The following is a 23414-nucleotide window of genomic DNA, read 5'->3' on the forward strand; positions in this document are numbered from 1 at the left end:
CGCGCCCTCGGAGAATAGAGGGCAGGCTTGGAGAATGGTGCCATGCGCTATTTCTTCGAGGACTGTGCGTTGGACACCGAGCGGCGCGAATTGCGGCGCGGGCTCGATGTGGTGCCCACGACACCCCAGGTTCTCGATCTGCTCGAACATCTGATCCGCAGCAGGGATCGCGTCGTCAGCAAGGACGATCTCGTCAACGCGATTTGGAATGGCCGGATCGTATCCGATGCGGCGCTCACGACCCGGCTGAACGCCGTCCGGCGCGCGATCGGTGACTCCGGTCAGCAACAACGTCTTATCAAGACATTTCCACGCAAGGGCTTTCGTTTCGTGGGCGCCGTGCACGATGAGGATCGGCAACCAGGAAGCACGGCAGCAGTTGCGATCCCGGTGGCCTCTGCAAACGCTGTTGGCGAACGGCGATCCGCAGGCTGGCTGGAGGACCTCAGGGGCCGTTTGAAGCTCGTCGGCAGCGTGCTGGCGTCGGTCGCCGCCATCGGCGCAATTGCCGGTGGCGTTGCCGGATACTGGAATGCCTGGAAGACAGTCCGTACCGACGCACAACGGGAAGCTCAAAATATCCCGGCACAACCGACAGTCAGGCCCGAGATCGCGCCTCGCCTCTCTCTCGTCGTGTTGCCCTTCGCCAGCCTCAACGACGGTCCGGCGCAGGACTCCTTTGCCGACTTGATCTCGACAGGCTTGACCACCGATCTCGCGCGAACGCCCGCCACTCTCGTTGTTGGACGCGACACCGCCTTGACCTACAAGAAGAAGGTGGTCGATTTGCAGCAGCTCGGGACGGATCTCCGCGTCCGCTGGGCCGTGCGGGGCGCGGTGAGACGCAACGGAGACCAGGTGCGGGTCAACGTATCTCTGACCGACCTTCAGACCGCCCGTGACATCTGGTCGGATCGGTTCGACGGCGACCTCGCAAACCTGGCCGTCTTGCAGGATACCATCGCAGCGCGGCTTCTCTGCGTCGCACACTTGCACCTCCGTCAATATGAAGAAGCCCTCCAACAGTGCAGCCGCTCCCTCAATATGACCGGCACGGATTTTGAGGCCTACATGAGCCTGATCTCGGCGTACGGGTGGCCGGGGCAAATGCAACAGGCACGCGGGGGCAGCGAAACTGCTGCACAAAACACCTCCTAAATCGACGTTGCGGCGGCCCATGGCGCGTGCCGCTGCTCAAGGCAGCTGCAAGGTAACGAGCTCGATACCCGCGCATTGCGCGTAACCTTGCCCTCCGCCGACAGATGGGCCACCATCCCCGCGCGCGCCATCAACAAGAGCAAAAGCGCCGAGGAAACGCATGAGCAAGCCGTCAGGGTTCGACTATGGCTGGGTCGTTGTCGCCGCGGGAGCGCTGATGACCTGTGTCGGCTTCGGCACGATGCTGTCGCTTGCGGTCTTCCTGCAGCCGATCTCCGAAGCGATGGGCTGGTCACGCGCGGGCGTGTCGGCGGCGGCGACGCTGGATTTCCTCGGCATGGGCGTTGCCGCGTTCTTCTGGGGCACGCTGTCGGACCGGTTTGGCACGCGCATCGTGGTGCTCGCCGGAAGCCTGCTGCTGGGTCTCGGTCTCGTGACTGCGAGCCAGGCAACCAGCCTGTGGCAATTCCAGCTGTTCTTCGGCGTGCTGATCGGCGTCGCTGCCGGCAGCTTCTACGCGCCGATGATGGCGCTCGCGAGCGCCTGGATCGAGAAGAACCGCAGCCTCGCGGTGGCGCTGGTCTCCGCCGGCATGGGCGTGTCGCCGGTGACGATTGCGCCGACCGCAAGCTGGCTGATCTCGGCCTATGACTGGCGCACCGCGATGCTGGTGATTGGCTGTGCGGCGTGGGCGCTGCTGATCCCGGCCTGCTTCCTGGTGCGACCGGCGCCGCAAACGACTGGCCCGGCAAGCACCGACGCGGCACCGGAGATCGAGCTGACCGCGGCGCAGGCGCTGCGCACGCCGCAATTCATCGCGCTCGCAGCCGCGCATTTCGCCTGCTGCGCGGCGCATTCCGGTCCGATCTTTCACATGGTGTCCTATGCGATGGTGTGCGGCATCGCCCCGCTCACGGCGGTGACGGTCTACGGCGTCGCCGGCGTCTCCGGGCTCGGCGGGCGCCTGCTGCTGGGTACGGCTGCCGATCGCATCGGCGCAAAGCCTGTGCTGGTCGGCGGCCTGTTCGTGCAGGCGATGTGCATCGCGACCTATCTCGCGGTGGCGCAGCTCGGCGAATTCTACGCGCTCTCGGTCGTGTTCGGCCTCGCCTATGGCGGGGTGATGCCGCTCTATGCGGTGCTGGTCCGCGAGTACTTCGGCGCGCGCATCATGGGCACCGTGTTCGGCGCAGTGTCGGCCTTTGCCAGCCTCGGCATGGCGCTGGGTCCGTGGGCCGGTGGGCTCGTGTTCGACAATTTCCAGCGCTACACATGGCTGCACGCCGGCTCCTTCGCGATCGGGCTTGCCGCCGTAGCAGTGGCGCTGAGCTTCCCGACCAAGCGCAGGCAAGCGCTCGACCTTGGCCGCGCTGCGGCCTGACGAGGCAACGCCCGCAGCGCCGATTGCACGTGACACCGACACGATCGAGCAGCAGATTCTACCTTTACGGGTATTTGCAACCCCGCCTATAGTCGGCAGCGTTACGATGACCGGCGGGGAGGAACCTTAGATGGCCCGCATCGCCCATATTTCAGACATTCATTTCGGAAGCACCTTCGACGTCGATATCTGGAAGCGGATCCGCACCGAAATCATCGGGTTTGGTCCCAAGACCATCATTGCGTCGGGCGACTTTGTCGACCACCCCGACCCCCTGCTGCTGCTCGCCGCCAAGAGCGAACTGGAGGATCTTTGCAAGGAGTGCGGTCCGGGCACCGAATTCTTCGTCGTGCCGGGAAATCACGACCTGCTCGACTTCGGCAACATCATTCACCCCTTCAGCCGGAAATGGTTCGACCGCGTGATGTTTCACGAGACAGCCAACCTTCGGAGCAAGCTCCAGTCGGGGCTCTCCTTCAGGTTGGGGCTCAACAACGAAACGCTGCGCTGGACGAAGCTTCCGCGCCTCAGACGAATGAGGCCACGGAACTGGCTCTGGGTTGAGACCTGGACCGACAAGTGCGACGGCCGCGTCCAGAGTTGCGACTATCGTCGCGCCCGCAGGCAATGGCCAACTCGCAGCATTCACGATCAGACATTGATCACATGCCTCGATTCCAACAACCCGCTGCTTCGCCAATTTACCTTCGCGACCGGAGCGATCGGTGGAGGTCAGATCGACAGGATCGACACATCCGACGTCCTCGATGCCTGCCCCTGCTGCGGAGCGCGCGAGAATGGCCCGGCAGCCAATGGCGGCAAGCTGCTGAAAATCGCCGTCCTGCATCATCACCCGATGCCGATCGCTCTTCGCGACAAGTCGGTGGTTCGCCGGGGAAAGGAAGCAAAGCTCGAACCTTTCCTGATCCTGAAGAACGGCGGCGACCTCATCCACGAGCTGCAACGTCAGAGATTCGACCTGATCCTGCACGGTCACAAGCATCTTCAGCAATTTGCCCGCGTCGAGCTGCGCGCCGACGATGCGAAAGGCCATCCCGTCCTCGTCCTAGCCGGCGGCAGCACCGCCAAGCAGGACGAGTCGCCGTCCGACAACACCCTTCGCAGCATCGAGACCGAGCCCAACGGCCGGTTGACGATACAGACGTTTCTGGAGGGCGTCAGGCACCCCGATCGGAAGTATCGCGAACCGATCGACATGCTCAAGCGCCGTGCCTTTGCACGCTCGGTCGAACGAACGATGATTGCCGCGGACGAGTGGATCTCGGAACTGGAGATCGACGAGGTGGGTCACCTGCGCAGTCTCGACAAGACCTCGCAATTGAGGGTGCTCGACAACGCCATGGTCCTGCCGGGCATCGTTTCGCACGTCACTCTTGCGCCTCACGATACGCGGCTGGACGTCCAGGTCGAGGAAGGCAGCGATGCCGTCAGCCTGTGCTGGCGCGACGACAACAAGACGAATTATGCCCTGGACGCGCCCGATCTTCCGGCAGACTGCTTCTATTGGGTGAACTTCCAGGAGCCGCTCCGCAACGGCTCACAGCCCCTTACTTTTGCCCTTCGCGAGGCCGCCGCTAACAGCATCGCAATGAGCCTGTGGGAGGTCGAGCAGCGGTCGCGCGGTCAGGGCTACAGTTTGAGCAATCCCGACTACGGCTTCGAAGAAGTTGGCTCTCACATCAGCTATCCCGTCGAGAAATTGACCATGCGGGTGACGTTTCCGCCGCAACTCGACGGCATCACGCCAAGGCCGCGCTGTCGCCGGCACCCTGCGATTCCGGATTTTCCACTCGAGTACCTGCCGGAACACCGAGCGAGGCGTAGACAGCCTCCAGTGCAGTATGTGCCCGACAACGATCTCGCGAAAGAAGAAGCCCGAGAGCTGACCTATAAAACGGAAAGCCGGACCTGGGTCCTGGAGATTGATCATCCGATCCCGGGATGCACTTACAGCCTGCAATGGAGTGTGCCCGATCCTCGCGCCCACAAGAGGATTTGCGCACGCACCGTCGCCTATCGAAAGATGCTCGCCCGCCTGCTCGACGGCTCTTGCGAACCAAACATCGTCACAAAGTGCCAGAGCCGCTTCGACCAGCTGGCGCGAATTCTCATGGCGCGCTTCAAGGTGGGTTTCGACCAGGGCGAGCGGCAGACCGCTTTCCTGATGCTGTACGATTCAGACCAGATCCGGCTGCGGCCCGCGCTCACGAACGGGCCCATACCGGCCGACAAAACGTACGACGTGCCGCTCGGAGGCGGGGTCGCCGGAGCCGCATTCCTGCAGCGTCAAATCATCGCCTGGAAGAACGACCCGAAGAGCAAATCCCTGATCAGGCCGGCATCGTCGGGCGCACTCAACTCGAAATGGGTGCTTGCGCTGCCGGTGTTTCACCAGGGGGGCCCCGATGCCACGGGCGGCGAGCTCGATACCGAGCCGGGGGCCGTACTCGGCGTCATCACGCTGGGCTCCGATAACGAGGCATCAAATATCAGCGATTGCGAACCCAATGAGAGCGACGAAAACGACACTAGTGGTGAGGAAATCGGGCAAGAGGCACAAAAGCTGGCCCAACAATGCGTTTTCGACATGCTTCAGATTATTGGACAGGCGGGCGGCCACGCCGATCCCGTAGTTCCCACGGTTCCCTGATGGACGGCCAGTCTTGAAGGTGAGCCGCAGCTGGACTAGGATATTTAGCGATTTCGCTGTAAGAACAAACCTCTAGACGGAGATTGCCAGATGCGGATCGCAAACAATGTGGTCGTGCATAATCCCGAAACGAGCCTCGGGAAGATCGATGCCGATCGCTTGCGCTCGCATGGTTGGCCCGACGAGGTCGTTCAGCAGCAGCAGCAACGCGAGCAAATGTCTCACGACACCGCAGCGCCAGCGCCCGCCGCAGTAACGAGCAGCGACTAGGCGTCCTCCGGGCGAGGCGCTTCACAAGCTTGATCCTCATCATCGAATAGACCACCATGGCTTCCATACCGCTTGCGACAAAGCGGCGAGGAAGCGCATGAATGTGACTCCCTGCCTGGGTCTGATCGAACGGGCGCAAGCTATTGCACCCCTGATTGCGCGTGAGGCCGATGACATCGAACGGGGACGCAAGCTCACTGCACCCGTCGTCTCCGCGCTGATCGAGAACGGGTTCTATCGCGCGCTGCTACCACAAAGTCTCGGCGGTGCGGAAGCCCCCATCGAAACCTTCATGCAGATGCAGGAGGAGATCGCGAAGGCTGATGCCTCGACGGCCTGGTGCCTCGGCCAATGCAGCGTCTGCGCGATGATCGCAGCTTCGCTCGATCCCGGCACCGCGCACGAGATCTTCGACACACCGCCCGGCATCCTTGCCTGGGGCGCGATCGCGCATGAGGCGCGTGCGGTCGAGGGTGGCTATCGCGTCACGGCGCGCTGGGATTTTGCCTCGGGCTCGCGGCAGGCGAGCTGGCTGGGGGCGCATGTCCGCATCGTCGGAGCCGACGGGACGCCGCGCAAAAATTCCGACGGCTCGCCGGAGGTTCGCACCATCCTGTTTCCGGTTTCGAGCGCGGTGCTGCATGACGTCTGGCAGGCGATCGGGCTCGCCGGCACGGGCACGGATTCCTATGAGGTGAGCGACCTCTTCATCCCCGAGCGCTTCACCGCGTTCCGCGACGTGCCGTCCGCGCTGCGCGAGACGGGTCCGCTCTACAGGATCGGCACCGGATCGACCTTCAGCCTCGGGTTTGCCGCGGTCTCGCTGGGCGTCGCGCGCGCGACGCTGGATGCCGCCATCGCTTTGTCGCGGGCAAAGCACCAGTCGCTGGCAGCGAGCGCCATGCGCGACAACCAGGCGGTCCAGGGCCTGATCGGCCGCACCGAGGGCGACTTACGCGCTGCGCGCGCCTATCTCTATGCGACGGCGAATGCGATGTGGCGCGACCTCTGCGCGACCGGCCAATTCAGCCCGGCGCATCGCAGCGCCGTTCGCCTCGCCGCGACCTGGACCATCCATCAATCGGCCAAGGTGGTCGACGCCGCCTATCACATGGCCGGCGCGACTGCGGTGTTCCGCAGCAATCCGTTCGAACGGCGCTTTCGCGACATGCACGCGATCGCGCAGCAGATCCAGGCGCGGGATACGCATTATGAGGATGTGGGGAAGGCGATTTTGGCGGAGGGGTGATGGGCAGCAGCCGCGATGAGGCTGCACTCCCTCGCCCCGTTCTTACGGGGCCGCGACGAGCTTCGCTCGCGCTGAGAGGGTTGGGATGAGGGGCATCTCTCCACACGGGCGGTCGTTGAAGGACCTGTCCCCCCTCACCCGGAATCCGCGCTACGCGCGCATTCCGACCTCTCCCCGCAAACGGGGCGAGGTAAGGGGCAGCGCGCCTTACGCCACCATCGCAGCCTTCTCGCCACCATCGATGCCGCGCTGGGCGGCGAGCAGGCTGATGATCTCGGCGTTGGGCCGGGCCTTGCTGAACAGAAAGCCCTGGCCCTCGTCGCAGCCCTCGGCCCGCAGGCAGCTCAGCTCGGCTTCGGTCTCGACGCCCTCGGCGGTGATGGTGACGCCAAGGCCTTTGCCGAGGCTGACGATGGAGCGGATGATCGCCTGGGCCTCGCGGTTGGCGCCGAGATCGCGCACGAAGGACTGGTCGATCTTGATCTTGTCGAAGGGGAAGCTGCGCAGATAGCTGAGGCTGGAATAGCCGGTGCCAAAATCGTCCATCGAGATGCGGACGCCGAGCGCGCGCAGCGCATGCAGCGTCGCCAGCACCTGCGCGCTCTTTTCGAGCAGCAGCGTCTCGGTAATCTCGAGCTCCAGCCGCCGCGCCGGCAGGCCGGAATGTTTCAGCGCGTCCGTCACCACCGAGAGCAGATTGCCGCTGCGGAACTGGAGCGGCGACAGGTTGACGGCGACGCGGACATCGTCCGGCCAGGTCGCGGCATCCAGGCACGCCCGGCGCAGCATCAGGCCGCCGAGCGGATTGATCAGCCCGGTTTCCTCGGCGACCGGAATGAACTCGGCCGGCGAGACCATGCCGCGCTCGGCATGCGGCCAGCGCACCAGCGCCTCGAAGCCGGTGATGCGGCCGCTCGAGAGGTCGATCAGCGGCTGGTAATAAGGGCGCAGCACGTCGTTCTGGATCGCGTCGCGCAGCTCAACCTCGATCTTGCGGCGGCTCTGCGCCTTGGCGTCGAGCGCGGCCTCGAAGAACGCAAAGGTGCCGCGGGCATCGGCTTTGGCGCGCGACAGTGCCATGTCGGCGCTCTTGAGCAGTTTTTCGGAATCATCGCCGTCGCCGGGCGCCATCGCGATGCCGATGGAGGCGCCGATCACCACGGAATGGCCATCGAGCAGATAGGGATCGGCGATGGCTTCCAGTAAGCGCTTGGCCAGCATCACCGCATCCTCGGGACGCGTTAGCCCGCTCTGCACGATCGCGAACTCGTCGGAGTTCAGCCGCGCCAGCGCGTCCTCCTCGCGCAAGGTCGAGCGCAGCCGCTTGGCGACGCCGCGCAGCAGCTTGTCGCCGACCGCGTGTCCCAGCGTGTCGTTGACCGCCTTGAAATTGTCCAGCCCCAGCATCAGCAGCGCGACCTTGTCGGAGCTGCGCCGCATATGCAGCAGCATCTCGTCCACCTGCTGGCGCAGCAGGTTGCGGTTCGGCAAGCCGGTCAGCCCGTCATGCTGGGCCATGAAGGCGAGCCGCGCCTCGGCGCGCTTGCGCTCGGTGATGTCCATCAGCGCCAGCAGCACCGCGGGCCGATCGGCATAGGTCAATTCGCGCGAATAGATCGCAAGGTCGATCAGCGCGCCGTTGGCCTTGACGTGCTTCCAGGTGCGCGCGGCCTGCTCCTCGCTGGACCGATCGGTGGTCCAGGGCGGCTCGCTGTCGAAAGCCTGCAACGAGCGGATCTTCAGCTTCTCGAACTCGGCGCGGCTATAGCCGTAATGGGAAATCGCGGCATCGTTGACGCCGAGGATGCGCTCGTCGTCGAGCGCACAGACGATCATCGGGACGGGATTGCCGTCGAACAGCAGGCGGAACGAGGCCTCGCGCTGCTTCAACTCGGTGATGTCGACGCGCAGGCCGACCACGCCGCCGTCGTCGGTCAGCCGCTCGTCGATCAGGATGACGCGGCCGTCCGCGAGCATCTGCTCGTGGCGCGCGCCGGGCTGATAGAGTTTCTGCAGCCGCTCGGCGATCCACTCGTCCTCGTGGCCGGCAGCCTCGGGATAGTCGCCACGCGCGACGCCGATGCGCAGCGTGTCCTCGAGGCGCGCGCCTTCCTCGAACAGATCGGCGGTCTTGCTGTAGATCTCGGCGTATTTCCTGTTCCAGAGCACGTAACGGCCTTCGGCATCGAGAAACACGATGCCTTGCGGCAGGATGTCGATGGCCTGGCGCAGGCGCTCATGGGATTTGCGGGCCTCGGCAATCGCGGCTTCCGCCTCGGCGCGGCGGCGCAGGAGTTCGTCGCGTTCGGAAACGGGTTGAGGCGCGCGCGCGAAGCGCGGCTTGCGCGGCTGTCGGCGAGCCCGGGCGAGCACGCCTCCCTTTCGCTTTGTTGCTTTTCGAAACCCCAAACTCAACTTGATACGTCCCAGTCGCGCCCAGTGGCCGCAAGTTTTGGGGCAAGTGTCTGAAAAAAAAGTAATCTTGGGTGGCTTGTCGGTCGGTCGCACAGTCTGGTGGCCGCAGAAAAGCAGCCCTCATTGCCGCTTTGCGCGGCGCGACAGCGCCGCCGGGCGTGCCAAGCCCATCACATCGTCGTCATCGGAGAACGCGATGGCGCAAAATTGCGCGCTGCCTTGAATCATTTCCGAGATCGCGCGCGAATGCATACAGAGGGCTGGGAGCACGCCTCCCACGCACGAATTTTGGTCAATGCACGAGAGGGTTATCGCGTCGTTAAAAATCGGCCGGCCGCGCGTAGGGAACTGCGACTTTCGGACAATATTTCGGCCGAAGGACTGTTTCTTAACCCTGACGCAGCGTTGCGTTATAAGGATGACAGCATGAGTCCCCGCCGCCTCGCCCCTCTCCTCCTTGTCATGACGTTCCTGACCGTCGGCGCCGCGCTGGCCCAGGACAAGGGCAGCGTCAACTCAAAACCGCTACCGCCGCTCGCCAACCCAAACGATCCCAGCATCGGCGCCAAGGAGCTGTTCGCGCGAAAGCTGCTGCCGTCGAAGGGAACGGCTCATGTCATCGGCTCCTACACCAAGGGCTGTATCGGCGGCGCCATGCAGATGCCGCTCAACGGCGACAATTGGCAGGTGATGCGGCTGTCGCGTAACCGCAATTACGGTCATCCCGACATGATCGCGCTGATCAAACGGCTCGCGGCCAGAGCGCACAAGGACGCGGGATGGCCGGGCATTCTGGTCGGCGACATCGCCCAGCCGCGCGGCGGGCCGGCACTGTCAGGCCATGCCAGCCATCAAATTGGCCTGGATGCCGACATCTGGCTGACGCCGATGCCGGACCGTCGTTTGTCACGCGAGGAGCGCGAGGACATGTCGGCGGTGATGATGGTGCGCCAGGACCGGCTCGACATCGACCCCAAGGTGTTCACGCCTGCTCATGTGCTGGTGCTGCGCGACGCAGCGCAGGAGCCGGCAGTACAGCGCATCTTCGTCAATCCCGCGATCAAGAAGGCGCTGTGCCGGGAGGCCAAGGGCGACCGCTCCTGGCTGTCGAAGATCCGGCCGTGGTGGGGCCACGACTATCACTTCCACATCCGCATGCGCTGCCCGGCGGGCTCGAGCGAATGCGAAGGCCAGTCGTCGCAATCCGAGGACGAAGGCTGCAAGCCGTCCGACCTCGCCTACTGGTTCAGCGACGCCGTGCTGCATCCGAAGCCTCCGCCGGAGCCGCCGAAGCCAAAGCCGCCGATGACGCTGGCGCAGATGCCGGCGGCCTGCAAGGCGGTGCTGCACGCAGGCGATGCGAAGTAATAGGCGGCTGGCTGGGCAAGCTGCCGTCTCGCCAACCGCTGTCGTCCCGGGGCGCGAAGCGAGCCCGGGACCCATAGCCACAGGGAGCGGTGGTTGAGCGAAGCGGTAACTCCGAGTCTTCGTCAAATTCCTCCCTGGGGCTGTGAATCCCGGATCTGCGCTCCGCTTCGCTGCGCTTGTCCGGGATGACAGAGTCATGACTGGCTCCCATCCTCTGAAATGCGCTAGGATCGCCTTGCCGCTCTGCCGTAAGCCGAGCGGCCCTGTCGGGACGCGCATCCCGCCTTTCAGCAATGACCGCAAGCCCCGCATCGTTCGCGTGGCCAACGATGAGATTTGACATGCGCGTCCTCACCTTCCTCGCCGTGCTCTCGCTCAGCGCGACCTCCGCTCTGGCTGCCGAAGAGCCCAGCGGCTGCGACAAGTTCAAATGGCCGATCGAGCGTGAGCGCGCCGCGCTCACCGCGCCGGACCGTGCCAGGCTCGCCACGGGAAGCGAACAGGCGGCGCTGCCGTCGTCGGCCATCACGCTGGGGCTGGTTGCCCCCGCGGACGCGAAGCTGCCGACACCGCCGGAAAGGGCGCCGAAGGACGGCACCTTCGCGGGCTTCACCAGCATCAAGGCGCCGAAGGCCGGGCTCTACACCGTCAGCCTGTCCAGCGGGGCCTGGGTGGACGTGGTCCAGGACGGGCATTTCCTCAAGCCCGTGGCCTTCAGCGGCGCGACCGATTGCGACGGCATCCGCAAGACCATGAAATACGAGCTGTCGGCGCAACCTTTCGTGCTCCAGGTCAGCGGCGCCAAGGACAATTCGCTGTCGATCGCGATCCTGCCGGCACAATAAGTCGCCTGGTCGGACAAACGGCCGCCTTTGACCTGAAGGCTTAGCCTGCTATCTTCGCACGTGCGATATCCCCGCCGGCCGTAAGCCGTTGCGGGGACACGTGGAACAGCGCTTCCGCCCGTCGCACGCCAACCCACCCAACGCCAGATTTGCGCGTGCATTCGCGCGCGCGAACTCGCACGGAGCGCATTCCATGATTCGTATTGCCGGACTTTTCACCGCTTTCGTCCTCCTCGCAGGCGCGGCCCTCTCGCCTGCCGCCGCCGAGGACAAGACCATCACCGTGTTCGCCGCGGCCTCGATGAAGAACGCGCTCGACGAGATCGACGCCGCCTACACCGCCAAGACCGGCGTCAAGTTCAGCGTCAGCTATGCCGCAAGCTCGGTGCTTGCCAAGCAGATCGAGCAGGGCGCGCCGGCCGACGTGTTCGTCTCCGCCGACACCGACTGGATGGACTACGCGATCTCGAAGAAGACCATCAACGAACCGACCCGCGTCAATCTGCTCGGCAACAGCATCGTGCTGATCGCGCCGAAGGACTCCAAGATCGACAACGTCACGATCGCGCAGGGTTTCGACCTCGCCAAGCTCGCCGGTGACGGCAAGATCGCGACCGGCGACGTCAAGTCGGTGCCGGTCGGCAAATACGCCAAGGCGGCGCTCGAGAAGCTGGGCGCCTGGCAGGCGGCCGAGCCGAAATTCGCCATGGCGGAGAGCGTGCGCGCCGCGCTGACGCTGGTGGCGCGTGGTGAGGCCAATCTCGGCATCGTCTATTCGACCGACGCCAAGGTCGAGCCCGGCGTGAAGGTCGTCGGCACCTTCCCGGCGGACTCCCATCCCGCGATCATCTATCCGGTTGCAGCAACGACCACCGCAAAGGCCGAGACCAACGACTATCTCGCCTTCCTGCGCTCGACCACAGCCAAGACCATTCTGGAAAAATACGGCTTCAAGTTCCTGATCAGCCCGACGACTTGATATCTACGACTTGATGCTCGAGATCTCTCCCGCCGAATGGACGGCGATCCTGCTCTCGCTCAGGGTCGCCGTCATCGCCACGCTGGTCGCAACGCCGTTCGGCATTGCGCTGGCATGGCTGCTTGCCCGCCATGACTTCTGGGGCAAATCGGTGCTCGATGCGCTCGTGCATCTGCCGCTGGTGCTGCCGCCTGTCGTTACGGGCTATCTCCTGCTCCTCACCTTCGGTCGCAAGGGACTCGTCGGCGGATTTCTGGCCGACTATCTCGGTATCGTCTTCGCGTTTCGCTGGACCGGGGCGGCGCTCGCCTGCGGCCTGATGTCGTTTCCGCTGCTGGTGCGCCCAATGCGGCTGTCGATCGAGGCGATCGATCGCCGGCTCGAGCAGGCGGCTGAGACGCTCGGAGCGGCGCCCTGGAAAGTGTTCTTCACGGTGACGCTGCCTCTGGCGTTGCCCGGCGTGCTCGCCGGCATGGTGCTGGGCTTTGCCAAGGCGATCGGCGAGTTCGGCGCGACCATCACCTTCGTCTCCAACATTCCCGGCGAAACCCAGACAATTTCCTCGGCGATCTACTCGCTGATCCAGACGCCCGATGGCGACGCGGCTGCGGGACGACTCGTGATCATCTCGATCGTGCTCGCGCTCGGCGCGCTGATCGCCGCCGAATGGTTCGCCCGCCGCGCCACACAGCGTTTGCACGGGAACTGACCATGCTGCGCGTCGACATCGAAAAACAACTCGGCGAATTCTCGCTCTCCGCAACCTTCACCAGCGAAGGTCGCGTCATCGGCCTGTTCGGCGCGTCGGGCGCCGGCAAGAGCTCGCTGGTCAACATGATCGCAGGCCTGCTGCGGCCCGACCGCGGCACCATCGTGATCGACGGCGAGACCGTCGACGACACCGCGGCCGGCATCCATGTGCCGACCTATCGCCGCCGCATCGGCTATGTATTCCAGGACGCGCGGCTGTTTCCGCATCTCAACGTCGCGCAGAATCTAGACTATGGAAGGCGGATGAACGGCCTCACGCCCGATCCTGCCCAGCACAAGCGCATCATCGAGCTGCTCGACATCGGCGCGCTGCTCGACCGCCGCCCGGGAAAACTCTCCGGCGGCGAACGCCAGCGCGTCGCGCTCGGGCGCGCGCTGCTGTCGAGGCCGCGCCTGCTGCTGCTCGACGAACCGCTCGGCGCGCTCGACGAGGGCCGCAAGCTGGAGATCCTGCCGTATCTGGTGCGGCTGCGCGATGAAGCCAATGTTCCCATGGTCTATGTCAGCCACGACGTCGCAGAATTGCGCCAGCTCGCGACGCAGATCGTGATGCTGAAGCAGGGCCGGGTGACGTCGTTCGGCGGGGTGAAGGTGCTGACGTGAGGGGTTGAGGCCCCTCCCCGTCATTGCGAGCGTAGCGAAGCAATCCAGTGTCTTTTCGCGGAGGCAGACTGGATTGCTTCGCTGCGCTCGCAATGACGAGCTTGCGGCCGCTCCGTCCCGCCAAACTGAAAACGGAGAGCGCGGCGCTAAACCCCCGCCACCGACGTCCACAAATCCGCGAGCTTGCGCCGCAGCGCCTGCCGGCGCGTCAGCGGCGCGGGCGTTTCCTCGTCCTCCGGCAGACGCAGGCCGACGACGTTGACGCGGCCGCCGGAGATGCTGCGCGCAACCAGCACGATCTCGTCCAGCGGCAGCTCGGCGCCCTCCTTCGGCGCGCGGTCGAGATGGACGTCGAAATAGTCGGCGAGGGTCAGCTTGCCGTCATCCTCGCCGACCTTGACGCCGTAGATCTCGGCAAGCTCGGCCAGCGTGTGCTCGCCGGAGACCATGAAGTCGCCGAGCAAATGCGGATCCGGCGCCGAACTCGGCTGCATGTCGACGAAGAAGCGGTCGAGCGACTCGGCCTTTTCCGGCGGGGCCAGCAGATAGATGTAGTCGCCGGGCGCGATCGGATCGGCTTCTGTCGGGGTCAAAATGCTCTCATTGCGGATGACCAGCGTCGGCTTGGACCAGGACGGGATCAGACCGCGGCGGAAATACAGGCTCTTGGGCCGCACCGGATAGCCGACGAGTTGCTGCTCGAGCTGGCCGGGCAGATCCAGCTCGACGCGGCGTGGACCACGCTCGGCGCGCGGCAGCGCCACGTGCAGCTTGCGCGCTGCCGGCGCCAGCGTCCAGCCTTGCAGCAGCAGCGAGATGATGACGACGACGAAGGCGACGTCGAAATAGAGATAGGCCTTCGACAGGCCGACCAGCATCGGGATCGACGCCAGGAAGATCGCGACGGCACCGCGCAGGCCGGTCCAGGCGATGAAGATCTTTTCGCGCCAGTTGAAGCGGAACGGCGCCAGGCACACGAACACCGCGATCGGCCGCGCGACCAGCATCAGGACGAACGCAACCCCGACCGCCGGCAGCACGCTCGTGCCGAGCCGGCTCGGCGAAACCAGCAGGCCCAGCAGCACGAACATCACGATCTGCGCCAGCCAGGTCGCGGCATCCAGGAACGCCACAACCGAATTATGCGCGCGGGTCGGGCGGTTGCCGATGATGATGCCGGCGAGATAGACCGCGAGGAATCCGGAGGCGTGCATGATCTGCGAGCCGCCGAAGATCACGAGCGCCGCGGTCGTGACAAACGGCGCATGCAATCCCTGCGGCAGCGCAACCCGGTTGAGCGCGACGACGACGAGACGACCCCCGAGGAAGCCGACGACGGCGCCCAGCACCGCCTCCTGGATGAACTCCATCGCCACATGGCCCGCCGAGCTCGATCCCAGCGAGATGTATTCGACCAGCATCAGGGTGAGGAAGATCGCGAAGGGATCGTTGGTGCCGGATTCGGCCTCCAGCGTCGCGCCGACGCGCGGACGCAGGCGCAGGCCCTGGGTGTGCACCAGCAGGAACACCGCGGCCGCGTCGGTCGAGGCCACGACGGCACCGACCAGCAGCGCTTCCGTCCAGTTGAGGTCGAGCGCGTATTTGGCGAACGGCGCCGTGATCAGCGCGGTCAGAAGCACCCCGACGGTCGCGAGCACGACGGAGGGCGCGAGCACGGTGCGGATGCTGGCAAAGCGCGTCTTCAGGCCGCCGTCGAACAGGATCAGGGCGAGCGCCACCGAGCCGACCAGATAGGTGGTGCGGACATCGTCGAACTGAAGCTGCCCGGGACCGGAATCGCCTGCGAGCATGCCGATGGCAAGGAAGACGAGCAGCAGGGGCGCGCCGAAGCGCAGAGCAAGCAGGCTCGACAGGATACCGGCCATGACGAGGACGGCGCCGAGCAATATGGCGAGGCTGACAGAGTCGAGGGAAGCCATCCACCTTCCGGGTACAAATCGCTGGAATTGCATCCTTATCGTCGGCAGACTCCCACGCCAACCCATTTTCTCCCACTCGCGGCAATCTGCCCGTATTTTGCGGCCTTAACGCGCTTCACTTAGCGGTGTATCGATGGCCCGGCGGCGCCCTTTGTGGAATTCTGCGCCGCCCTCGAATCAAATCCTCCCGCCTGCTTGCCGACGAGACCGATGGACATGGACCTCAAAGACTTCATGGAGTTCGTGCAGACCACCGCGCGCAGCGTCGGGGCGGAAATCTCCTCGCCCTGGTTCTACCTGCAATTCGGCCTGATCCTGGCCGCGGCCGGCATCGCCTATGCCGCGGAAGCCGGGGTTCGCAACCGCATCGACATGACAACGCTGGCGATACACTGGCCGCTGCCGCTCCGGCACTTCGCCCGGGTGATGGTCTCGAGCGCCTCGACGGCGGTGTTCACCCTGATGGTGATCCTCTCCCGCGTGGTGATGTATCACGCGACCTGGCCGAGCCGCAGCTATCTCCTGATGGTCGCCGCCAAGCTGGGACTGGCCTGGCTTGCGATCCGGCTCGTGACCTCGGTGCTGCGCAACGCCTTCATCGTCAAGCTGGTGTCGATCTCGGCGTGGTTCGTCGCGGCGCTGTCCATCATCGGACAGCTCGACACGACGGTCGACCTGCTCGATTCCTTTGCGATCGTGCTCGGCGGCCTGCGGCTGACGCCGCTGCTGGTGATCAAGGCCGGCGCGCTCCTGCTCATCGCGCTCTGGGCCACCAACATCGCCAGCAATTTCGCCGAGAGCCGGATCAACTCGACCACCGATCTGACCCCGTCGGTGCAGGTGCTGCTGGTCAAGATCATCCGGATCGGGCTGCTGGCCATCGCAATCGTCATTGCCCTCGGCGCGGTCGGTATCGATCTCTCGGCGCTCGCGGTGTTCTCCGGCGCGGTCGGCGTCGGCATCGGTATCGGCCTACAGAAGATCGTCGCCAACTTCATCTCGGGCATCATCCTGCTTGCGGACAAGTCGGTGAAGCCGGGCGACCTCGTCACCATCGGCGACAATACCGGGCGCATCAGCGCGATGAAGACGCGCTATATTTCCGTCGCCGCCGGCGACGGCCGCGAATTCCTGGTGCCGAACGAGGACCTGGTGACGCAGAAGGTCGTCAACTGGACCTATACCGACAAGAACACGCTGGTGAAGATCGCCTTCGGCACCAATTACGACGCCGACCCGCGGCTGGTCTGCAAGCTCGCCGCGGAGACCGCGGCCGCCCATCCCCGCGCGCAGAAGGGCAAGCCGCCGAACAGCATCCTGACCGAGTTCGCGGAAGCCGGGATGAAGTTCTCGCTGACCTTCTGGATCGCGGACCCCGACGGCATGGATGGCGTCAAGAGCGACGTGATGCTGGCGCTGTGGGAGGCCTTCAAGCGCGAGGGCATCCGGGTTCCCTATCCCGTCCGCGAGATTCGCGTCCGGGGCGGCGCCCTGCCGGTGGAAACCACCGTAGAAGTCCCGAATTAGGCCCTGTTTCGGGCGCAAGAGCCACGCCTGACTTGCATGAAGGCCCGTGATCATTAGATTATGGCCTTGAAATCAAGCCCTTCCGCCGACATCGAGACCAGCCCCGCATGAGCTACGTCGAAGCCTCCGATACCTCCCTGCGCAAGACCGGACAGATCAAGCTGCACGGGCCGAGCGCCTTTGCCGGCATGCACAAGGCGGGCGCGCTGGTGGCGAAGTGCCTCGACGAGCTCACCGACATCGTCGGGCCCGGCGTGCCGACCGAGCGCATCGACCAGTTCGTCCGCGACTTCGCCTTCAGCCACGGCGCCTATCCGGCGACGCTGATGTATCGCGGCTACCGCTACTCGACCTGCACCTCGCTCAACCACGTGGTCTGCCACGGCATGCCCGGTGACCGTCCATTGAAGGAAGGCGACATCGTCAACATCGACGTCACCTTCATCGTCGACGGCTGGTACGGCGATTCCAGCCGGATGTATGCGGTCGGCCCGATCGCCCGCAAGGCCGAGCGGCTGATCGAGGTGACGTATGAGGCGATGATGCGCGGCATCGCCGCGGTCAAGCCGGGGGCCACCACCGGCGACATCGGCCACGCCATCCAGAGCTTCGTCGAGCCGCAGGGCATGAGCGTGGTGCGCGATTTCTGCGGCCATGGCCTCGGGCGCATGTTCCACGACGAGCCGAACATCATCCATATCGGCCGGCCCGGCGAAGGCGTTCAGCTCAAGCCCGGCATGTTCTTCACCATCGAGCCGATGATCAATCTCGGCAAACCGCACGTGAAGATCCTCTCCGACGGCTGGACCGCGGTGACCCGCGACCGCTCGCTGTCGGCGCAGTTCGAACACTCCGTCGGCGTGACCGCGACGGGCGTCGAGATCTTCACGCTGTCGAAGCAGCACGGCGAGAAGCAGATCGGGTGATGGCCCGGCAGGACCGCGATGCGATCCTGCCATCCTGTTCGCCGGCGACGATCCGTCGTCAGAGGCGGACCTCTTACAGCACGTAGCCACCATCGATGGTGAGGCTGGCGCCGGTCATATAGCCGGATTCCGGGCCCGCCACATATGACACCAGCGCGGCGATCTCGCCGGGCTCACCGACGCGCTTCAACGGAACGATCTCTTTCAGCCGCGACACCATCGTGGCCGTCATGTCGGTCTCGGTCGGGCCCGGCTGGACGTTGTTGACCGTGATCCGGCGAGGCGCCAAGTCGAGCGCAACGCCGCGGACCAAGGAGGCAACGGCGGCCTTGGTCATGGCATAGACGCTGCCTCCCGGCGTCCCTGTCCGGATCGCCGTGTTGCTCCCGATCGTGATGATGCGGCCGCCGTCACGCATCTGCCCGGCTGCCGCCTGGATGGCCAGAAAGACGCCGCGGATATTCACATCGAGAATGAGGTCGAGGTCTTCCAGGCTGAACTGCTCGACGGGACCGAGGCGGAGAATGCCCGCGTTGACGACGACCGCATCAAGCACCCCAAGCCGGCTCACGGTCTCGGCGACGGCCGCGCGGATCGCGGCGGGATCGGCGCTATCGGCCTTGATCGCGACGGCCTTGCGGCCAGCGTTCTCGATCGCGGCCACGATTTCGGCGGCGCTGTCCGGTCGCGACACGTAGGTTAGCGCGATATCGAACCCGTCCCGTGCGAGACGGACCGCGATCGCGGCGCCAATGCCGCGCGCTCCACCAAACACCAACGCGACTTTGCTGCTCATTTTCTCTCTCCTTATTTTGAACGATCGTTCCAGATTTGACCAAAAAAAATTACCCGAGGGCGCGCAATGCGATGGCGCCGAGCGCCCGTAATTGGCGCGGCCTGGCGCCACCGCGCGCGGCGATTCGAATACCGGCAACATTCGCCAGCAGAAACTCGGCTGCGTCGTCGGCGTCGAGATCCCGCGCCACGTCGCCGTCGGCCTGCGCTTCGCGCAAGCGTTTCGAAACGGCGCCCTGGAGCGCGCGGCCTGACGCCGCATGGATGCTGGTGAGGTCATCCCGCGAGCGGCCGAACTCGCTGATCGAGCCGATGCCCAGGCAAGCCTCGTTCGCCTCGCGAACGACGCGGTCGATCATCGCCCTGAGGCCGTCAATCGCGCGCGGCGGCGCCCGCAGCGCGGCAAGATGGGCTTCGACCTCGCTGGCCGCGTAGCGGCGCACCGCGGCGCAATAGAGTTGCCATTTGTCGCCAAACGTATCGTAGATGCTCTGGCGCCCGATCCCCATGGCGTCAACAAGCATCGGCGTCGAGGTTCCCTCGAAACCGTGCTCGCGAAACGCACCGATCGCGGCATCGAGCGCCTCGTCCTGATCGAATTCCTTGGTCCTTGCCATGACACGACAATAGTTATTCTGGAACGAATAGTCAATTATCAAATGCGGCGGCGTTGCCCGCGACATGGCGGGAAGCAGATCGGGTGATGCCTGGCTCGGCGGCCTAGTGGCGACGCCGGAATGACGACGGCGGCCGCTTGTAGGTCGCAGCAAAGGCATCGTTGAAGCGGCGAACGCTGCCGAAACCGGCGGCGAAGGCGATCTCCGCCAATGTCATGCTGGTCTGGTCGATCAGACGCTTGGCTTCCTGCACACGGCGGGTCGTGGCGATCTCGCTCGGGCTCGCACCGGCGTGGCGCATGAACAGGCGGAGCAGATGGCGCGGCCCGACTCCCAGGACTTCCGCAAGGTCCATCATCGACGCGCGATCCAGGAATCCGTCATTGATCAGGCGCATCCCGCGCGCGACGGTGGTGGCCGTTCCCATCCAGGCCGGCGATCCGGGCGCGGTTTCCGGCCGGCAGCGCAGGCACGGGCGAAAGCCGGCGCGCTCGGCGGCAGCGGCGGTCGCATAAAAGGTGACGTTCTCGGAGCGAGCGGGGCGAACCGGGCAGACCGGCCGGCAGTAGATCCTCGTCGAGCGAACGCCGGAGAAGAACAGCCCGTCGAACGCGCGTGCCCGCGCCAGCCGCGCCCGATCGCAGGTGTCCCAGTCGAGATGCGGCGGCAGCGTTTGCCGATGTGCCGAGCCTGTTGCCATGGCGGAAGAATAGTTTCATCGCAGCCCGCCGAGTAGCTGGAATCGGACTCGATCGGGCGATGAGGTCCGAATCCAGCCAGCCTGCGCCACCACGCCGGATCATGGTCCCGGTCCATCCCGGAGCAGATTCGCAATGCACACGCAGGCGCAACAAACGACGTCAGGACAAACCACGCTCACGTTCGAGATCGGGCTCCTGCTCCTCCTCTCACTAATCTGGGGCAGCTCGTTCACGCTGATCAAGGTCGCAATCCCGACGATCCCGCCGTTCACGATGGTCGCCGCGCGCGTGACGATCGCGGCCATTCTCCTGATCGCGATCGCTCGCGCTCAGGGGCACGCTCTTCCCGCCCGGGGACCGGTGTGGGCGGCTTTCTTCGTGCAGGGGCTGCTACAGAGCGCGCTGCCGTTTACCCTGATCAGCTGGGGCGAGCTGCATATCGCAAGCGGTCTCGCCGGCGTGCTCAATGCGACCCCGCCGATGTTCGTGCTCGCGATCGCGATGATGACCGGACGAGGGCGGCGGGCGATCAGCAGCTGGAAGATCATCGGAGTCGCGCTCGGTCTTGCGGGCGTCGCGGTGACGATCGGCATCGATGCGCTGTCCGCCTTGGGCACGACGGCCCCGCTGGCGCAGGCCGCCGTGCTCGGCGCAAGCCTCTGCTACGCGCTCGCACCGATATGGGGGCAGCGGTTCTCCGGCTTTCCCGCCACCGTCACGGCGGCCGGCGCCATGAGCTGTGCCGCGATCCTCATGGTCCCTGCCGCACTCGTCCTCGAGCGACCCTGGACACTGGCACCGACTTCGCACGCGGTCGCGGCCGTCGTCAGCCTCGCGGTGGTCTGCACGGCGCTCGCGATGGTGATCTATTTCCGCCTGATCCGCACGCTCGGCCCACTCGGCACGACCAGCGGCAGCTATCTGCGCGCCGGCTTCGCGGTGGCGCTCGGCACGGCATGGCTTGGCGAACGCTTCACCTGGTCGGCCCTTGCAGGCATGACGCTCATTCTCGCCGGGGTCATCGCCATCACGATGCCCCTGCCGGCGCGGCAGCGTGGTCTCGAACAGTGAGAGCGTCCGCGGGGCGGTCTCTTGGACCGCCCCCGAACCGCCGTTACCGATCAGGCGTGATTGACCTCGACGACCTCGCACAGGATCGTCTCGGCCTTCGACAGCGCCGCAAGGCTCTGGATGTACGGCGCAAATCGCGGATCCCGGCGAAAATTCTCGATGTCCCCCGCGCTTGCCCATTGCGAGTAGTTGATCGCGCGCCGGCCCTCCTTGCTGGCGTGGACGCTGGACGAGATGAACCCGGGCTGCTTGCTGAAGAAGGTCTCGGTGCCCTCCTTCAGCAACTGAACCAGCTTTTGCTGGTTGTCCGGCTCGACCGTGAAGACGTTGACGAGGGTCGTGACGTCGCTACCGGTGCGAATGGTCGCTTCCATTTTCGAGCTCCTGTTCTGGCCGCGGGACGGCGCCGATTGCGCGGCGAGCAAGACACCGGCTCCGATGCCGGTGGCAACGAAGGCACGACGCGACGGCTCAGGTCTGGTCCGGGACATTGATATTCTCCTGTTGCGGAAGATCGGCCGGCCACTCGACCGGCCAACAGCGCTGAGACGAACGAGGCAGGAGAACGAAGACAGCTGGTGTGAATTTTTTTTCCGACGGCTCAGTCGCGCCGAGCGTAGACGGCGCCGGGAATCCGGGCCGGCAACATCCTGACCGGCTCCCGGCGTTGCCGATGTGCGCGAACTCTGCTACCCGGAGCGCGCCGAAAAAGGCATGGCCGGATTGGTAAGCCCGGCCTGTTCCTGACTTGCCAGGAATTCTGCCACCGTCTCCACGGTAGGACCCACGGCCGGACAGAGTGACGCGATCGTCACGCTGCTCGGCGGGTCATGTCGTCGTGTCAACTCGGCCGCCGCTCAGTGTGGAATCTCGTTCCGTCCGTTCCTTCACCTGAACGGAGAGCACCTATGCGACTGCAACATCTCAACCTCGTGACCTCGGACGTCACCGCGCTTGCCGCCTTCTTCGAGCGCTTCTTCGGCTTTGCACCCTATGCCTCGCGCGGCGAAGCGCTCGTCGTCCTGCGCAACAAGGAAGATTTCGTCCTGACCGTGATGCGCGGCAGGACGGGCGAGCCGGCCGACTATCCCGCCAATTTCCATATCGGCTTCTACTACGACGAGGCCGCCGAGGTGGAAGCCAAGCACACCGAGTTGTCGGCCGCGGGCCTGAACCCGAGCAGGATCGCCTTCATGGACCGTGGCGGCGGCGCGCGCGTCCCGCACTTCTATGTCACCGCGCCGGGCAATGTCCTGACCGAGGTATGCACCCCGCCGGGAGGGCTTTCGCCGTAGGCGGACGACGAGCCCCCGGTGGCCGCGCCAATGAGCGAGCCGCTGGGGCCGGACACTTCCCGGTTGCAAAACGCGCGCCGTACGGCATGGTTAGGCCTGATGCCCGCCAAGACCGACCACGACAAGGCCAAGCCCGAGGACGCGCCGCACTATCACGGCCATCGCGAGCGGCTGCGCGAGCGCTTCTACAGCGCGGGCGCGGATGCGCTCAGCGACTACGAGCTGTTGGAGATGGCGCTGTTTCCGGCGCTGCCGCGGCGCGACACCAAGCCGCTGGCAAAGACGCTGATCAAGACCTTTGGCTCGTTCGCCGAGGTCGTGCACGCGCCGGTGGCGCGGCTGCGCGAGGTCGACGGCATCGGCGAAGCCGCGATCCACCAGCTCAAGCTGATCGCGGCGGCAACGCATCGCGTCGCCAAGGGCGAGGTCAACAGCCGCAACGCGCTGTCGTCCTGGAACGAAGTGATCGACTATTGCCGCTCCAGCATGGCGTTTTCAGACAAGGAGCAATTCCGCCTGCTCTTCCTCGACAAGCGCAACCAGCTCATCGCCGACGAGGTGCAGCAGACCGGCACCGTCGACCACACCCCGGTCTATCCGCGCGAGGTGATCAAGCGCGCGCTGGAGCTGTCGGCGACCGCGTTGATCCTGGTGCACAACCACCCCTCAGGCGATCCCTCGCCCTCGCAGGCCGACATCCAGATGACCAAGGCCATCATCGACATCGCAAAACCGCTCGGTATCGCCGTGCACGACCACATCATCGTCGGCAAACAAGGTCACGCCAGTCTGAAGGGACTGAAGCTGATCTAAACGACGTCGCCTCTTGGGG

General features: G+C 65.1%; 21 protein-coding genes. 14 read left to right on the forward strand and 7 right to left on the reverse strand.

What is annotated here, in order from left to right; all coding sequences use genetic code 11:
• The first annotated feature begins 42 nt into the window (after positions 1–42).
• From AB7535_RS33375 to AB7535_RS33385, 3 genes are all read left to right on the forward strand, one after another.
• Positions 43–1158, forward strand: coding sequence for a winged helix-turn-helix domain-containing protein (locus AB7535_RS33375; RefSeq protein WP_354114231.1), 1116 nt, complete (start codon positions 43–45; stop codon positions 1156–1158).
• Positions 1159–1318: 160 nt separating this feature from the next.
• Positions 1319–2539, forward strand: a complete 1221-nt coding sequence (locus AB7535_RS33380; RefSeq protein WP_439037470.1) for an MFS transporter — start codon at positions 1319–1321, stop codon at positions 2537–2539.
• A 130-nt stretch (positions 2540–2669) separates the two neighbouring features.
• Positions 2670–5210 carry a metallophosphoesterase gene (locus AB7535_RS33385; protein ID WP_354114229.1) on the forward strand — a complete coding sequence of 847 codons (2541 nt, stop codon included), beginning with the start codon at positions 2670–2672 and terminating at the stop codon, positions 5208–5210.
• 72 nt (positions 5211–5282) lie between these two features.
• On the opposite strand, the gene AB7535_RS33390 is transcribed toward AB7535_RS33385, so the two are convergent.
• Positions 5283–5417 (reverse strand): hypothetical protein, encoded by a 135-nt coding sequence (locus tag AB7535_RS33390; protein WP_256461611.1) that lies wholly within the window; start codon positions 5415–5417, stop codon positions 5283–5285.
• A gap of 160 nt (positions 5418–5577) precedes the next feature.
• Between AB7535_RS33390 and AB7535_RS33395 the strand changes: the two genes are divergently transcribed.
• The gene (locus AB7535_RS33395) at positions 5578–6729 is read left to right on the forward strand and encodes an acyl-CoA dehydrogenase family protein (protein ID WP_354114228.1); all 1152 of its coding nucleotides are present in this window, start codon (positions 5578–5580) and stop codon (positions 6727–6729) included.
• A gap of 207 nt (positions 6730–6936) precedes the next feature.
• Here AB7535_RS33395 and AB7535_RS33400 read toward each other — a convergent pair whose 3' ends face one another.
• On the reverse strand, positions 6937–9102 hold the full coding sequence (locus AB7535_RS33400) for a putative bifunctional diguanylate cyclase/phosphodiesterase (protein WP_354114227.1): 2166 nt from the start codon (positions 9100–9102) through the stop codon (positions 6937–6939).
• Between the two features lie 468 nt (positions 9103–9570).
• On the opposite strand from AB7535_RS33400, the gene mepA reads away from it, so the two are divergent.
• The 5 genes from mepA (at position 9571) to modC (ending at position 13710) form a co-directional block, all read left to right on the forward strand.
• Positions 9571–10512, forward strand: a complete 942-nt coding sequence (gene mepA / locus AB7535_RS33405; RefSeq protein WP_354114226.1) for a penicillin-insensitive murein endopeptidase — start codon at positions 9571–9573, stop codon at positions 10510–10512.
• Positions 10513–10853: 341 nt separating this feature from the next.
• Positions 10854–11357 (forward strand): hypothetical protein, encoded by a 504-nt coding sequence (locus AB7535_RS33410; protein WP_354114225.1) that lies wholly within the window; start codon positions 10854–10856, stop codon positions 11355–11357.
• Positions 11358–11550: 193 nt separating this feature from the next.
• A complete protein-coding gene (gene modA / locus AB7535_RS33415) occupies positions 11551–12336 on the forward strand; it encodes a molybdate ABC transporter substrate-binding protein (RefSeq protein ID WP_354114224.1) in 786 nt (261 codons plus the stop codon).
• A 13-nt stretch (positions 12337–12349) separates the two neighbouring features.
• On the forward strand, positions 12350–13045 hold the full coding sequence (gene modB / locus AB7535_RS33420; RefSeq protein WP_028148288.1) for a molybdate ABC transporter permease subunit: 696 nt from the start codon (positions 12350–12352) through the stop codon (positions 13043–13045).
• Positions 13046–13047: 2 nt separating this feature from the next.
• On the forward strand, positions 13048–13710 hold the full coding sequence (gene modC / locus AB7535_RS33425; RefSeq protein ID WP_085402661.1) for a molybdenum ABC transporter ATP-binding protein: 663 nt from the start codon (positions 13048–13050) through the stop codon (positions 13708–13710).
• A 146-nt stretch (positions 13711–13856) separates the two neighbouring features.
• Here modC and AB7535_RS33430 read toward each other — a convergent pair whose 3' ends face one another.
• The gene (locus AB7535_RS33430) at positions 13857–15650 is read right to left on the reverse strand and encodes a potassium/proton antiporter (protein ID WP_354114223.1); all 1794 of its coding nucleotides are present in this window, start codon (positions 15648–15650) and stop codon (positions 13857–13859) included.
• Positions 15651–15860: 210 nt separating this feature from the next.
• Here AB7535_RS33430 and AB7535_RS33435 point away from each other — a divergent pair, with 210 nt between their 5' ends.
• Together AB7535_RS33435 and map are read left to right on the forward strand one after the other, a co-directional pair.
• Entirely contained in the window at positions 15861–17177 is a 1317-nt protein-coding gene (locus AB7535_RS33435) for a mechanosensitive ion channel family protein (protein ID WP_354180828.1), read from the forward strand.
• Between the two features lie 107 nt (positions 17178–17284).
• The gene (gene map, locus AB7535_RS33440; protein WP_354114221.1) at positions 17285–18103 is read left to right on the forward strand and encodes a type I methionyl aminopeptidase; all 819 of its coding nucleotides are present in this window, start codon (positions 17285–17287) and stop codon (positions 18101–18103) included.
• A gap of 73 nt (positions 18104–18176) precedes the next feature.
• On the opposite strand, the gene AB7535_RS33445 is transcribed toward map, so the two are convergent.
• The 3 genes from AB7535_RS33445 to AB7535_RS33455 form a co-directional block, all read right to left on the reverse strand.
• Positions 18177–18899, reverse strand: coding sequence for a 3-oxoacyl-ACP reductase family protein (locus AB7535_RS33445; protein ID WP_155795506.1), 723 nt, complete (start codon positions 18897–18899; stop codon positions 18177–18179).
• Positions 18900–18948: 49 nt separating this feature from the next.
• Complete coding sequence (locus AB7535_RS33450) at positions 18949–19515, reverse strand: TetR/AcrR family transcriptional regulator (protein ID WP_354114220.1); 567 nt, start codon at positions 19513–19515, stop codon at positions 18949–18951.
• Positions 19516–19618: 103 nt separating this feature from the next.
• On the reverse strand, positions 19619–20215 hold the full coding sequence (locus tag AB7535_RS33455) for a bifunctional transcriptional activator/DNA repair enzyme AdaA (RefSeq protein ID WP_354114219.1): 597 nt from the start codon (positions 20213–20215) through the stop codon (positions 19619–19621).
• Between the two features lie 133 nt (positions 20216–20348).
• Here AB7535_RS33455 and AB7535_RS33460 point away from each other — a divergent pair, with 133 nt between their 5' ends.
• Positions 20349–21287 (forward strand): DMT family transporter, encoded by a 939-nt coding sequence (locus AB7535_RS33460; protein ID WP_354114218.1) that lies wholly within the window; start codon positions 20349–20351, stop codon positions 21285–21287.
• Positions 21288–21337: 50 nt separating this feature from the next.
• Here AB7535_RS33460 and AB7535_RS33465 read toward each other — a convergent pair whose 3' ends face one another.
• Positions 21338–21778 carry an antibiotic biosynthesis monooxygenase family protein gene (locus AB7535_RS33465; RefSeq protein WP_354114217.1) on the reverse strand — a complete coding sequence of 147 codons (441 nt, stop codon included), beginning with the start codon at positions 21776–21778 and terminating at the stop codon, positions 21338–21340.
• Between the two features lie 417 nt (positions 21779–22195).
• On the opposite strand from AB7535_RS33465, the gene AB7535_RS33470 reads away from it, so the two are divergent.
• Positions 22196–22582, forward strand: coding sequence for a VOC family protein (locus tag AB7535_RS33470; RefSeq protein WP_354265349.1), 387 nt, complete (start codon positions 22196–22198; stop codon positions 22580–22582).
• A 99-nt stretch (positions 22583–22681) separates the two neighbouring features.
• A complete protein-coding gene (radC, locus tag AB7535_RS33475) occupies positions 22682–23395 on the forward strand; it encodes a RadC family protein (protein ID WP_439037471.1) in 714 nt (237 codons plus the stop codon).
• The last annotated feature ends 19 nt before the right edge of the window (positions 23396–23414 follow it).

The organism is Bradyrhizobium sp. 956_D2_N1_4 (assembly GCF_052076025.1).
Taxonomy (GTDB): domain Bacteria; phylum Pseudomonadota; class Alphaproteobacteria; order Rhizobiales; family Xanthobacteraceae; genus Bradyrhizobium; species Bradyrhizobium barranii.

What these genes read in the sequence shown, in the direction of transcription:
- modB (WP_028148288.1), top strand. Translation starts at nt 12,350, where the DNA reads ATGCTCGAGATCTCTCCCGCCGAATGGACGGCGATCCTGCTCTCGCTC.
- AB7535_RS33385 (WP_354114229.1), top strand. Translation starts at nt 2,670, where the DNA reads ATGGCCCGCATCGCCCATATTTCAGACATTCATTTCGGAAGCACCTTC.
- AB7535_RS33435 (WP_354180828.1), top strand. Translation starts at nt 15,861, where the DNA reads ATGGACATGGACCTCAAAGACTTCATGGAGTTCGTGCAGACCACCGCG.
- AB7535_RS33375 (WP_354114231.1), top strand. Translation starts at nt 43, where the DNA reads ATGCGCTATTTCTTCGAGGACTGTGCGTTGGACACCGAGCGGCGCGAA.
- AB7535_RS33430 (WP_354114223.1), bottom strand. Translation starts at nt 15,650, where the DNA reads ATGGCTTCCCTCGACTCTGTCAGCCTCGCCATATTGCTCGGCGCCGTC.
- AB7535_RS33445 (WP_155795506.1), bottom strand. Translation starts at nt 18,899, where the DNA reads ATGAGCAGCAAAGTCGCGTTGGTGTTTGGTGGAGCGCGCGGCATTGGC.
- AB7535_RS33455 (WP_354114219.1), bottom strand. Translation starts at nt 20,215, where the DNA reads ATGGCAACAGGCTCGGCACATCGGCAAACGCTGCCGCCGCATCTCGAC.
- map (WP_354114221.1), top strand. Translation starts at nt 17,285, where the DNA reads ATGAGCTACGTCGAAGCCTCCGATACCTCCCTGCGCAAGACCGGACAG.
- AB7535_RS33470 (WP_354265349.1), top strand. Translation starts at nt 22,196, where the DNA reads ATGCGACTGCAACATCTCAACCTCGTGACCTCGGACGTCACCGCGCTT.
- AB7535_RS33380 (WP_439037470.1), top strand. Translation starts at nt 1,319, where the DNA reads ATGAGCAAGCCGTCAGGGTTCGACTATGGCTGGGTCGTTGTCGCCGCG.
- modA (WP_354114224.1), top strand. Translation starts at nt 11,551, where the DNA reads ATGATTCGTATTGCCGGACTTTTCACCGCTTTCGTCCTCCTCGCAGGC.
- AB7535_RS33395 (WP_354114228.1), top strand. Translation starts at nt 5,578, where the DNA reads ATGAATGTGACTCCCTGCCTGGGTCTGATCGAACGGGCGCAAGCTATT.
- AB7535_RS33465 (WP_354114217.1), bottom strand. Translation starts at nt 21,778, where the DNA reads ATGTCCCGGACCAGACCTGAGCCGTCGCGTCGTGCCTTCGTTGCCACC.
- radC (WP_439037471.1), top strand. Translation starts at nt 22,682, where the DNA reads ATGCCCGCCAAGACCGACCACGACAAGGCCAAGCCCGAGGACGCGCCG.
- AB7535_RS33410 (WP_354114225.1), top strand. Translation starts at nt 10,854, where the DNA reads ATGCGCGTCCTCACCTTCCTCGCCGTGCTCTCGCTCAGCGCGACCTCC.
- AB7535_RS33460 (WP_354114218.1), top strand. Translation starts at nt 20,349, where the DNA reads ATGCACACGCAGGCGCAACAAACGACGTCAGGACAAACCACGCTCACG.
- AB7535_RS33450 (WP_354114220.1), bottom strand. Translation starts at nt 19,515, where the DNA reads ATGGCAAGGACCAAGGAATTCGATCAGGACGAGGCGCTCGATGCCGCG.
- modC (WP_085402661.1), top strand. Translation starts at nt 13,048, where the DNA reads ATGCTGCGCGTCGACATCGAAAAACAACTCGGCGAATTCTCGCTCTCC.
- mepA (WP_354114226.1), top strand. Translation starts at nt 9,571, where the DNA reads ATGAGTCCCCGCCGCCTCGCCCCTCTCCTCCTTGTCATGACGTTCCTG.